This window comes from Nocardia sp. NPDC060249, assembly GCF_042728755.1.
Lineage (GTDB): Bacteria > Actinomycetota > Actinomycetes > Mycobacteriales > Mycobacteriaceae > Nocardia.
Genome location: NZ_JBHXAQ010000001.1, coordinates 848,140 through 858,826 on the forward strand (window position 1 = coordinate 848,140; position 10,687 = coordinate 858,826).

At 69.1% G+C, this 10,687-nt stretch carries 11 protein-coding genes; 6 read left to right on the forward strand and 5 right to left on the reverse strand.

Features of this window, described 5'->3' with window-relative positions; genetic code table 11:
* Positions 1-109: 109 nt before the first annotated feature.
* Complete coding sequence (locus ACFWFP_RS03720) at positions 110-1,789, forward strand: DEAD/DEAH box helicase (protein ID WP_379293751.1); 1,680 nt, start codon at positions 110-112, stop codon at positions 1,787-1,789.
* A gap of 68 nt (positions 1,790-1,857) precedes the next feature.
* Here the strand turns inward: ACFWFP_RS03720 and ACFWFP_RS03725 are convergent, their stop codons facing one another.
* The gene (locus ACFWFP_RS03725; protein WP_379292955.1) at positions 1,858-2,460 is read right to left on the reverse strand and encodes a TetR/AcrR family transcriptional regulator; all 603 of its coding nucleotides are present in this window, start codon (positions 2,458-2,460) and stop codon (positions 1,858-1,860) included.
* A gap of 160 nt (positions 2,461-2,620) precedes the next feature.
* On the opposite strand from ACFWFP_RS03725, the gene ACFWFP_RS03730 reads away from it, so the two are divergent.
* Positions 2,621-3,358, forward strand: coding sequence for an SDR family NAD(P)-dependent oxidoreductase (locus ACFWFP_RS03730; RefSeq protein WP_379292956.1), 738 nt, complete (start codon positions 2,621-2,623; stop codon positions 3,356-3,358).
* Positions 3,359-3,409: 51 nt separating this feature from the next.
* Here the strand turns inward: ACFWFP_RS03730 and ACFWFP_RS03735 are convergent, their stop codons facing one another.
* Positions 3,410-3,958 (reverse strand): hypothetical protein, encoded by a 549-nt coding sequence (locus ACFWFP_RS03735; protein WP_379292957.1) that lies wholly within the window; start codon positions 3,956-3,958, stop codon positions 3,410-3,412.
* Complete coding sequence (locus ACFWFP_RS03740; protein ID WP_379293752.1) at positions 3,958-5,745, reverse strand: DEAD/DEAH box helicase; 1,788 nt, start codon at positions 5,743-5,745, stop codon at positions 3,958-3,960. Before ACFWFP_RS03740 ends, ACFWFP_RS03735 begins: the two co-directional genes overlap by 1 nt.
* Before the next feature lie 124 nt (positions 5,746-5,869).
* Between ACFWFP_RS03740 and ACFWFP_RS03745 the strand changes: the two genes are divergently transcribed.
* Positions 5,870-6,625 carry a TetR/AcrR family transcriptional regulator gene (locus ACFWFP_RS03745; protein WP_379292958.1) on the forward strand — a complete coding sequence of 252 codons (756 nt, stop codon included), beginning with the start codon at positions 5,870-5,872 and terminating at the stop codon, positions 6,623-6,625.
* Positions 6,626-6,791: 166 nt separating this feature from the next.
* Here the strand turns inward: ACFWFP_RS03745 and ACFWFP_RS03750 are convergent, their stop codons facing one another.
* A complete protein-coding gene (locus ACFWFP_RS03750) occupies positions 6,792-6,986 on the reverse strand; it encodes a hypothetical protein (RefSeq protein WP_379292959.1) in 195 nt (64 codons plus the stop codon).
* A gap of 401 nt (positions 6,987-7,387) precedes the next feature.
* Between ACFWFP_RS03750 and ACFWFP_RS03755 the strand changes: the two genes are divergently transcribed.
* From ACFWFP_RS03755 to ACFWFP_RS03765, 3 genes are read left to right on the forward strand one after another with little or no spacing between them, the layout of a single operon-like run.
* Positions 7,388-7,759 carry a DUF952 domain-containing protein gene (locus ACFWFP_RS03755; RefSeq protein WP_379292960.1) on the forward strand — a complete coding sequence of 124 codons (372 nt, stop codon included), beginning with the start codon at positions 7,388-7,390 and terminating at the stop codon, positions 7,757-7,759.
* Between the two features lie 37 nt (positions 7,760-7,796).
* Positions 7,797-8,279, forward strand: a complete 483-nt coding sequence (locus ACFWFP_RS03760) for a cation:proton antiporter regulatory subunit (RefSeq protein WP_101466659.1) — start codon at positions 7,797-7,799, stop codon at positions 8,277-8,279.
* A gap of 5 nt (positions 8,280-8,284) precedes the next feature.
* Positions 8,285-9,463 (forward strand): cation:proton antiporter, encoded by a 1,179-nt coding sequence (locus ACFWFP_RS03765; RefSeq protein ID WP_379292961.1) that lies wholly within the window; start codon positions 8,285-8,287, stop codon positions 9,461-9,463.
* Here ACFWFP_RS03765 and ACFWFP_RS03770 read toward each other — a convergent pair whose 3' ends face one another.
* On the reverse strand, positions 9,464-10,354 hold the full coding sequence (locus ACFWFP_RS03770) for an MHYT domain-containing protein (protein WP_379292962.1): 891 nt from the start codon (positions 10,352-10,354) through the stop codon (positions 9,464-9,466).
* Between the last annotated feature and the right edge of the window lie 333 nt (positions 10,355-10,687).

A 10,687-nucleotide genomic window follows, 5' to 3' on the forward strand; every position in this document is an offset into this window, starting at 1 on the left:
GCATCGGGCGGCTAGGGTCGACTGCGTGACTGGGTCGGGTGGCGCCGCTACGGCGAAGCAAGCGGGGACACCGGGCGAAACTGCCGCGGGAGGCGCCCCGTCGGGTTCGTTGCGCGCCTGGCAGCGGCGCGCGTTGACGAAGTACCTGGCCACCAAGCCGCGTGACTTCCTCGCGGTCGCGACGCCCGGCGCCGGGAAGACCACCTTCGCGCTGCGAGTTGCCGCGGAGTTGCTGGCTGATCGTACGGTGGATCAGATCACCGTCGTCGCCCCGACCGAACACCTCAAGCACCAGTGGTCGGCCGCGGCCGCGCGCACCGGGATCCAGCTGGACTCGCGGTTCTCCAACTCCACGGGCGCGACCTCCGGCGACTACCACGGCGTGGTGGTGACCTATGCCCAGGTCGCCGCGCATCCGACGCGACACCGGGTGCGCACCGAGAACCGTCGCACACTGGTGATCCTCGACGAGATCCACCACGCGGGCGACGCCAAGACCTGGGGCGAGGCGACCGAGGAGGCGTTCGGCGACGCGACACGTCGGCTGGCGCTGACCGGAACCCCGTTCCGCAGTGACGATTCGAAGATCCCGTTCGTCACCTACGAGCCCGACGAAGGCGGTTTCCCGCGTTCGCGCGCGGATCACTCCTACGGCTATGCCGACGCGCTCGCCGACGGCGTCGTGCGCCCGGTGGTGTTCCTGGCCTACTCCGGCGACGCGCACTGGCGCGACAGCGCAGGCGAGGAACACACCGCCCGGCTCGGCGAACCACTCAGCGCCGAACACACCGCGCGGGCCTGGCGCACGGCCCTCGACCCGGCGGGCGACTGGATTTCGGCGGTGCTGCGCGCGGCGGATGTGCGCCTGCGTCAGCTGCGCGCGTCCGGCATGCCCGACGCGGGCGGCCTGGTGATCGCCACCGATCAGGAACGCGCGCGTGACTACGCCGAACTGCTCGAGCACATCTGCGGCGAGCGGCCGTCGGTGGTGCTCTCCGACGACCCGCAGTCCTCGCAGCGCATCGGCGAGTTCGGCAAGGGCACCCAGCCGTGGATGGTCGCGGTGCGCATGGTGTCCGAGGGTGTCGACGTGCCGCGCCTCGCCGTGGGCGTCTACGCCACCAGCGCCTCGACGCCGCTGTACTTCGCGCAGGCCATCGGCCGTTTCGTGCGTGCGCGCAAGCCGGGGGAGACCGCGAGCGTGTTCCTGCCGTCGGTGCCGGTGCTGCTGGACCTGGCCGCCCAGCTGGAGTTGCAGCGCGATCACGTCATCGGCAAGCCGCATCGCGAGAAGGACGGCCTCGACGACGAGCTCCTGATGGACGCGAACAAGGCCAAGGACGAGCCCGCTGAGGACGAGAAGTCCTTCGTCGCCCTCGCCGCGGACGCCGAACTCGACCAGGTGATCTACGACGGTTCCTCCTTCGGCACCGCCACCATCGCGGGCAGCGACGAGGAAGCCGACTACCTCGGCATCCCCGGCCTGCTCGACGCCGACCAGATGCGCGCGCTGCTGCGCGACCGGCAGACCCGCCAACTCGCCGACCGAAGCGCCGCCCAGGAGTCCGCTCCCCAGCCCGCGGCGGTCGCCGAACGCGTCGCGACCTCCGACAAACTGGGCGAGCTGCGCCGCGAACTGAACAGCTTGGTCGCCATGCACCACCATCGCACCGGCAAACCGCACGGCGTGATCCACGGCGAGCTGCGCCGCGAATGTGGTGGTCCGCCGACCGCATTGGCCAGTGTCGATCAATTGGGCGAGCGCATCGCGGCCCTGCGCCGACTCTGAGAGATCCCGCCGACGGGTCGCTCTCGCCGTAGACCACTGTCCGGCCGTTCGCCGATCACGCGGCTCCACTAGCGTCTCGCGGCCGCCAGTGTCTGCAGGGCACTGTCGACGGCGATGTTCAGTTCGTCGGGCCCGACGCCGTCTCTGGCCTGGATCGACAGGCCGTAGAGCACAGTGCTGAAAAGCATGGCGAGCGAGGCGGTGTCGGTGCCGGGGGCGAGGTCGCCGTCGGTGACGCCACGGTCGAGCCTGGCATGGATGTCGGCCGTGGTGCGGCGGCGGGCTTCGATCAGGAATTCGCGGACCGCGGCATTTCGGGTGGTGTAGGTCGCGCCGGCGAGCACGACCATGCAGCCGTGCGGAAGGCCGGGGTCGGTGTAGATGGGGATGTTGTCGCGCAGCATCGCCTCGATGGCGGCGTAGGCGGTGCGTTGCTCGCGCAGCGCCCTGGCGGTGTGAGAGCCCTCGCTGCGACCGTAGAGCTCGACGGCCGCGCGGAACAGGGCTTCCTTGTCGCCGAAGGCGGCGTAGAGGCTGGGGGAGTTGATGCCCATGGCGGCGGTGAGGTCGCTCATCGAGGCGCCGTCGTAGCCGCGCTCCCAGAACACCTCCATCGCCCGGCGCAGCGCGACCTCACGGTCGAAGCCCCGGGGGCGCCCGCGTTCTGCCATGCGAAACCTTTCTGTGCCGATCGGTAAACATACCGCGCCGAGTGGGGGTCGCGGCGCCCGCCCGCTATTTCTGTGTCGATCGATAAAAAACTCTTGACGGCAGGGTGTCGATGCGCTTGCCTATTTATGTATCGACCACTACAAATTTGGAGCGAGCCTGATGACGAGCAGTAACACCGTGGCCCTGGTAACCGGCGCGAGCCGTGGGATCGGCGCGGCCATCGCCCGCGCACTGGCCGCCGCGGGCACCGATGTGGCGTTCACCTACCAGCGCGACGAGGTCGCCGCGAAGGCGGTCGCTGCCGACATCGAGGCGCTGGGCAGGCGGGCGCTGCCGATCAGGGCCGACAGCGCCGATGCCGCCCAGGTCGTCGCCGCCGTCGAGCGGACCGCGCGGGAACTGGGCGGCCTCGATGTGCTGGTGAACAACGCGGGCATCTTCCCGGCCAAGCCCTACGCGGAGTTCACCCTCGACGAGATCGACCGCGCGCTGAACATCCACGCACGCGCCGCCTTCGTTGCGGGCCAGGCCGCCCTGCCGTACCTCGGCGAGGGCGGCCGGATCATCTCCATCGGCTCCAACCTGTCCGAACGCGCGCTCTTCGGCGGGCTGGCGCTGTACAACCTGAGCAAGTCGGCCCTCAACGGCTTCACCAAAGCCCTCGCGCGCGAACTCGGTCCGCGCGGCATCACCGTCAACCTCGTCCAGCCGGGCCCCACCGACACCGACATGAACCCGGCGGGCAGCGACCACGCCCCGACCCAACGAGAGTTCAACGCCCTCGGCCGGTTCGGTGCCGCCGCCGATGTCGCCGACCTGGTCACCTTCCTCGCCGGACCCTCCGCCCGATCGATCACCGGCGCGATCCTCACCGTGGACGGTGGCACCAACGCCTGAGCGGATCGATGGGTACCTGACCGTGGTGCGCGTCCCCCGACCGGCCCCGGCTCAGGAGGCGGGCACGAAGAACTGGGTCGGGTCGAGAGTGTTGATACTGGTCCAGCGCGGTTCCTGGGCGGGCAGATCGGCGTCGGTGGTGGCGTCGAAGTAGCCCTGCAATTCCAAGGCCAGGCGCGGATTCTCGTCGACCTCGCGGGCGATCGTGTACAGCGTCGCGAACACGTGCACGCAGCGCGCGGTCCGTGCCGAGCAGGAGCAATCGGTGCTCACCAGGGTCGGCGCGGGGGAGTGACCCGCGTCGAGCAGAGCTCGGTGCATCTCGTCGGTGAGGACGGTCGGGTCGGTGATCGTGCGACCGATCGCGGTCACCGCCGCCCGCGACAGCGGTGCCACCTCCACATGCGCGATCGAGGCCTGACCGCCGCGATGCAGGTGCGCGCGCACGGTGTGCCCCTGCATCTCGGTGCGGACACCGTCGTTGCGGGCGATGCTGCGGGCCCGGGGCAGCAGGGGTTCCGGGCGGGTCTGGCGTAGTGGTTCGGCCAGCCGGACCCAGTCCATTCCCCACGGGGTGTAACCGAATTCGTTGTCGGCCATCAGTTCTCTCGCTTCCGGCGCAGGATGTCGACGAGGGCATCGTCGTCGAGGCGGGCCAATTCGGCGATGCCCGCCGCATCCGACAGGTCCGTCAGCGCGGTCTTGCGGGTGTGCATCGCCGCGATGTGTTCCTCCACCGTCGTGGCGCTGGTGAGGGTGGTGACGGTGACGGTGCGGGTCTGCCCGATCCGGTGGGCCCGGTCCGAGGCCTGTGCCTCCACCGCCGGATTCCACCAGCGATCGAAATGGATCACATCGGCCGCGCGGGTGAGAGTGAGGCCGGTGCCCGCCGCGCGCAGGCTCAGGATCAGTACCGGCGGCCCGTCCGGCGCCTGGAAGCGGGTGACGAGGTCGCCGCGCTGGGTGGCGTCGAGCCCGCCGTGGAAGAACGGCGCCTCGACGCCGAACTGCTCGGCCAGGTGCCGTACCAGCAGGTCGCCGGTCTTGCGGTACTGGGTGAAGATCAGCGTGGGGTCACCGGTGTCGAGGTTGGTGGCCACGATGTCGGTGCACAGGTCGAGTTTGCCGGAGCGGCCCGCGAGTTCGGCCAGGTCGCCGGAGACCAGGCCGGGGTGATTGCACACCTGCTTGAGGTGGGTGAGCGCGGCCAGCACCCGTCCCTGTCGTTGCAGACCGGAGCCGAAGCCCTCATCGATGGCCTCGGCGAGTACCGCGTCGTACACCCGTTCCTGCTCGGCGCTGAGATCGCACAGCAGATCGCTGTGGATCTTCGCGGGCAGCGACGCCGCCACCTGCAGCTTCTTGCGTCCGAGGACGACCGGCTCGACGGCGTCGCGCAGCCGTGCCGCGGCCGTGGCCGAGCCCTCCTCGATCGGCCGCACGAACCGGCGCCGGAACTGCGTGCGATGCGCGAACAGTCGCGGCACGGTGAGGTTGAGCAGTGCGAACAGTTCGTCGAGGTGGTTCTCCACCGGCGTTCCGGTCAGCGCGACCTTCGCGTCGGCGCTCAACGCGCGCGCTGCCCGCGACACCTGGGTGCGCGGATTCTTCAGCGCCTGCGCCTCGTCGAACACCACGCTGGCCCACTGCTCACCGGTCAACGCCGCCCCGTGCAGCCGCAGGGTCGGATACCCGGTCACGACGACCGTCCCCGCCCCGGCGGGCACCGCGCCACCACGCCACGCCACCGGCTTCAATCCCGGCGCGAACCGTTCGATCTCGTGCACCCAGTTGCCCACCAGCGAGGTCGGACACACCACCAGTTGCGGCCCGTCGGAGCGCCCCTGGAGGAACCCGATGGTCTGCACCGTCTTCCCGAGACCCATCTCGTCGGCCAGCACGGCCCCGCCGAACGCCGACACGGTCTCGCGCAACCACCCCACCCCGCGGACCTGATACGGCCGCAGCGTGGCATCGAGAACCCCCGCGAGCTCGCGATCGAGCACCTGTGTCTCACGCAATACCCGCGTCGCCCGCTCGGCGGACACGACCGCGGTGCCCACCGCGTCCGGAACCGCGTGCGCGGCAACCGGCAGCGGCGCACCCGCGACGGCGGACGATTCGACACGCCCGCTCCGGCGGCCCGACTGTCCGCGAGTGCCGGCGTCATCGGCCGCCAGTAGGGCACGCCACGCGAGCGCGGACGGCGCGAGCTCGTCGACGACGCCCGCGAGTTCGGTCGGTGTCACCACGGCGGTCGCCACCGCGACGGGTTCGATCGCGCCGCGCTCACCGACGGGCAACGCGAGGGTGAGCTGTTCCGGATCGCCGACTCCCGTCGGCGCGGGCCCGGCATCGTGCCCGGTCCACGTCCACAGGGCGAACAGATGACGGTCGGGAAGATAGGTGGCCTGAAGGGCGGGCAGAACGTTCTCCTCTGATCAGGTAGCGAACAACCGAATAACGTACAATGTACTGAGTTTGTTCCCGAGCGCCAGAAAGCAGGAGTCCGTGCCGACCGACGGCGACGACAAGACCGCACAGGCCACCGGGCTGCTCCAGCTCCTGTGGCGTCACGCGCTTCCGTCCAAGCCGGGTGCGCGCGGCCCGAAACCCGGTCTCACCGTCGACGATGTGGTGGCGGCGGGCATCGCCCTGGCCGACCGCGACGGCATCGGCAAGCTGACGATGCGCGCGGTAGCCGCGGAACTCGGCCTGCGCGCGATGAGCCTCTACACCTATGTCCCCAGCAAGGAAACCCTCATCGTGCTCATGGTCGACGCCGTCGCCGCCGCGGACACCCCGGTTCCGGCGGGCCTGCCGGTGCGGGAGCGCATGATCACCCTCGCGACCCGGATCAGGACCGAACTGATCGAGCACCCCTGGCTCCTGGAGGTGTCCCCGTGGCGCCAGGTGCTCGGCCCGGCCAGGATGCGCCGCTACGAACGTCAGCTCACCGCGATCGACGGCATCGGCCTGAGCGATCTGGCGATGGATCGCGCGATCGCGGTGCTCACCGACTTCGCCACCGGCAATGCCCGCCTCGCCATCGCGGCCGCGCGCGCCGCCGCGCAACTGAGCGACGCGCAGTGGTGGGAGGTCAACGGTCCCTTGCTCGCCCAGGTGATGCCGCCCGGCGAGTTCCCGCTCGCCGGGCGGGTCGGCACCACTGTCGGCGAGCACTACCAGGCCCCCGCCGACCCGGACGGCGCGTTCGACTACGGCGTTGCCACCCTCGTCGACGGCATTCTCGCCGACGCGCAGTGAGCGCGGACGCGACCGCGTGCTCGGCTGTGCACGGCCGCAGCGACAGCGCAGACGCGTCTGACCGGCGGTGATCCCCGAAGACAGCGACAGCGGGCGCCCTGATCGGGGCGCCCGCTGCCGGGAGTTTTCTGTTGTCAGATGTGGTTGTTTCGGACGCGAGGAGTGGTCAGATCGCGGGAGCTTCGTCCGTGTTGAGCACGGCATCGAGTTCGCGCAAGCGGTCCATGTGTTCATTCGCGTGGTGCTGGCAGAAGAGCAACTCGCCACCAGCGGGAAGCACGGCACGCACTCGGGCAGCCGCCCCGCAACGATCGCAACGATCGAGTGCGGTCAGTGGGGTGCTGGTCAGTGTTCCTGGCATGACTCCTCCGTCCCGGCTCCCGGCGCTGCGTGGCCGTTCGCCTAGGTGTGGGCCTCGTGGTCACTCCACGAGGCTCGCATCCGCTACTTCCCAGCAGTGGTACGACTACTCTGTCAGACGTTCGGGGTTCAGGCTTTGTTCCCGGAAGTGAATCTTTGTGTTTTCGATAACAGACCTGCGGTTTCGCTGAAAGCGAACACCCGCCGGTCGTCGGTTTCGAGCACCCACCGATCACCCGCGAAGCGCTGATGCCACCTCCCCCTCGAACCTGACACGATCCGATGTGCCGCTCGCTGCGGTGTTGCTCGTACGGACGAGCCGTGCACCGAACCGGGCCGAACACGATCGAGTTGTGACAGGGTCTTGACCGTCCGAACCTGTTGTCTACCCGGAGATTACCCGTGACATCCGACACTCACACGCTTGTTCACCTGTGTTCTTCCCAAGAATGGGACCAAGCGCGCCGCGCGGGCGAACGCAGACCGCCGTCGCTGGCCGACGCGGGCTTCGTGCACCTGTCCACCCCGGAGCAGGTCCACCTGCCCGCCAATCGGCTCTTTGCCGGGCGCACCGACATGGTCGTGCTGTGGCTGGACCCGACGGCGTTCACCGGCGAGGTGAAGTGGGAACCAGGCGTACCGAGCGACCCGTCATCGATGCTGTTCCCGCACCTCTACGCGCCGCTGCCGGTCGCCGCGGTGCTGGCCGCGCAGCCGTATCTGCCCGCCTCCGACGGCGTGTTCGGCACACCGCGCCGGGAGGGAGTGGCGTAGACCACAATCGTGGCCCGGCGCGGCTACTGTTGATGGGGTGAACGTCGACGTCACAGCGCTACCGGGGATCGGAGTGCGCAAGGATTTCGAAGTCAGGTCGGGGCGCCGCGTCGGGGTGGTCGCCCACCGCGACGGTGACATCGACCTGATCGTGTCCAAACCCGACGACCCGGACGCCATCGCCGCCCAGGTGCCGCTGTCCACCGACGAGGCGTCGGTGCTGGCGAACCTGCTCGGCGCGCCGCAACTGGTCGCCAAACTCAACGACGACCATCGCGATCTGCCGGGCATCACCACCCGCCAGCTCGCCATCGTCGACGAATCACCCTATGCGGGACGAACGCTCGGCGAGACCGGCATGCGCACCCGCACCAAGACCTCGATCGTCGCGGTGATGCGCGCCGGTCAGCTCCATCCCTCACCCGGCCCGGACTTCACCTTCACCGAGGGTGATCTGCTCGTGGTCGTCGGCACCCCGGACGGCCTGGAAGCGGCCGCGAAGATTCTCGTGCACGGCTGACCGCCGTGACCTCGCAGGCCTTGGCTCTGCTCGAGCTCGGCGTGATCTTGTTCGCGCTGGGGATCTGCGGGCGAGTGGCGGGCCGCTTCGGGATGTCCCCGATTCCGCTGTACCTGCTCGGCGGACTGGCATTCGGCCGCGGCGGATTCATCGACCTCGAGGCCGCCACCGAGTTCGGGCACATGGCGGGCGAGATCGGCGTCGTGCTGCTGCTTCTGCTGCTCGGGCTCGAATACACCGCTCCCGAGTTGATGACCGGTCTGCGGCGCTCGTGGGGGGCCGGAGTGCTCGATCTGGTGGCCAACGCGCTGCCCGGGGCCGCGGTGGCGCTGATCATGGGCTGGGGTGCGCTCGGCGCCGTCGTGCTCGGCGGGGTCACCTACATCTCGTCGTCGGGCATCGTGGCCAAGGTCCTCGACGATCTGGGCCGTCTCGGTAACCGCGAGACACCCGTGGTGCTGTCGATCCTGGTGCTCGAAGACCTCGCGATGGCGGTGTACCTGCCGATCCTGACCATGATGCTGGCCGGGTTGAGTCTGCTCAGTGGTCTGATCTCGCTCGCGGTCGCGCTGGCGACCATCACGGTGGTGCTCGTGGTGGCGCTGCGGTTCGGACGGGTGGTCTCGGCTGTCCTCGACAGCGCCGATCGCGAAGTGTTCCTGCTCCAGCTGCTCGGCGCCGCGCTGCTCGTGGCCGGGGCGGCCTCGGCGCTCAATGTCTCGGCCGCGGTCGGCGCGTTCCTGCTCGGCATCGCCATCTCGGGATCCACCGCGCACGAAGCCGCGAAACTGCTGGAGCCACTGCGTGATCTGTTCGCGGCGATCTTCTTCGTCGCGTTCGGTCTGTCGATCGACCCGGCCGCGATCCCGCCGGTGTTCGCCTGGGCGGTCGCGTTGGCGGTGGTGACCACCGGCACCAAGATCGCGGTCGGTTGGTGGGCGGCGAGCAGGCAGGGAATCCGGCAGATGGGCCGGGCGAGGGCGGGCGCCGCGCTGGTGGCGCGCGGCGAATTCTCCATCGTCATCGCCGGATTGGCGGTCGCCTACGGCAAGGCCGACGCGAAACTGGCCGCGCTCGCCTCCGCCTATGTGCTGCTGATGGCGATCCTCGGCCCGATCGCGGCGCGGGTCGTCGAGCCGGTGGTCGAATCCGTCAGGCGCCGTACCGGTGTCGCGACGACCTGATCAGTCGACGACCCGGCGTGGCCAGGCGCCCGCACCGTCGTAACTCAATTCCTCGGTGCGGTACTCGTGCTGGACGGGTGGCGCGTACGGCGCGGCCGGGCGCGCGGGCTTGGCCGGGCGCGGCTGTGGTCGGTGCCGCGAGGTGAGCCACATGCGCGGTAGTGCCTCCTCGTTCTCGATCTCGGTGAGGCTCACGCTGATCAACACGAGCATGGTGACGATGCTGCTCACCCCGATCAGCGGCGCCAGCAATTGCATCGCCTCGGCGCCGGTCGCGGGCGCGGCCTGATGTCCGGCGTGTGCGTGCATCGACGCCATCCCGGTGTAGTGCATGCCGCACACGGCTACACCCATGATCAGTGCCGCACCCACGGTGGCGAGAAAACCCTTGACGCGCAACGTGAACCACAGCGCCACGACCGAAGCCACCACCGCGATCACCATCGACAGGGCCACGATCGCCGGGTCGTAGCGCACGGTCGCGCTGGACCTCATCGCGTACATGCCGGTGTAGTGCATGGTTCCGACACCGAGGCCGGTGATGACGCCACCGGAGAGCAACGAGCGCAGTGTCGGCTGCGGCTTGTTGACCATGAACAGCCCGATGCCGACCACCACCATCGCGGTGATCGCGCTGAACAGCGTCAGCGGGATGTCGTAGCGGATCTCGGCGCCGCGGATGGTGAAGCCGAGCATGGCGATGAAATGCATGACCCAGATCCCGGTTCCGCCGATCGCGATCGCGGCGCCGATGAGCCAGCCGACCCGGCCCTCGGTGGCGTTGCGACCGCGGGCCGCGCATTGCAGTCCGAGCAGACAGCCCGTGACGGACATGAAGTAGGCGAGAACAGGGGTGATCCAGCCGTAGCTGAAGTGATAAATGTCGAGCACGCGCGAAAAACCCTCAATGCCGATACCGCAGACCTGAGGCGGTAGAACGAAAAGCTGGGAGTGACGATACGGTGAAGATCGCCAATCCGTGTCCTCCGCAGTGCAATCCAGCAGTGTGGGGTTGATCACGAAACGATTAACCCGGCGTTTATTGGATAAAACAGACCGCCGGGAATGTAAAGGGGTGAAACGACAAAGAGGCCCGGGGCCCCCCAACAGGGGGGGGGGGCGGGGGTGGTGGTTGGGGAGTGGGGGGTGTGGCGCCCAACAAGCGAAACGCGCGGGGGGGGCCACAAGCAAAAAGTCGTAGAATGGCACTTGGGGGGTGGCGCA

Bases quoted from the DNA above. Each gene is read 5' to 3' on its own strand.
- ACFWFP_RS03735 (WP_379292957.1), bottom strand. From the start codon at position 3,958: ATGGCCGACAACGAATTCGGTTACACCCCGTGGGGAATGGACTGGGTC.
- ACFWFP_RS03725 (WP_379292955.1), bottom strand. From the start codon at position 2,460: ATGGCAGAACGCGGGCGCCCCCGGGGCTTCGACCGTGAGGTCGCGCTG.
- ACFWFP_RS03750 (WP_379292959.1), bottom strand. From the start codon at position 6,986: ATGCCAGGAACACTGACCAGCACCCCACTGACCGCACTCGATCGTTGC.
- ACFWFP_RS03730 (WP_379292956.1), top strand. From the start codon at position 2,621: ATGACGAGCAGTAACACCGTGGCCCTGGTAACCGGCGCGAGCCGTGGG.